Source organism: Vallitalea maricola, from assembly GCF_036985595.1.
Lineage (GTDB): Bacteria > Bacillota > Clostridia > Lachnospirales > Vallitaleaceae > Vallitalea > Vallitalea maricola.
Window position 1 is genome coordinate 1 of record NZ_BTPU01000464.1, and the last position, 245, is coordinate 245.

Consider the following 245-nt stretch of genomic DNA (forward strand, 5'->3'; position numbering starts at 1 on the left):
CATTACTAATAATAACACTAGAAACTTCAATAACTTGTTTTTTATTATTCAATTCATCATCATTATGTAAATCATCTTTTTCATTAGTATTATCCAAAATATTATCTTCATTGATTTTATTTTCATCTTGACCTAAGTCACTAGTCTCATCATCATTTTCTTTGTTTGATTTACTATCTTCATTATTACTATCATCTTCATTTTCTTTTACATCTTTATTTCTACTATCCTCATCAGCATTAACA

The 245-nt window shown here is 23.7% G+C and carries 1 protein-coding gene; it reads right to left on the reverse strand.

The genetic code is table 11. The annotated features are described in order from the left end of the window. Positions 1-245 (reverse strand): hypothetical protein (locus tag AACQ14_RS24645; protein WP_339366160.1); only part of this gene is annotated, 245 nt, incomplete at both ends.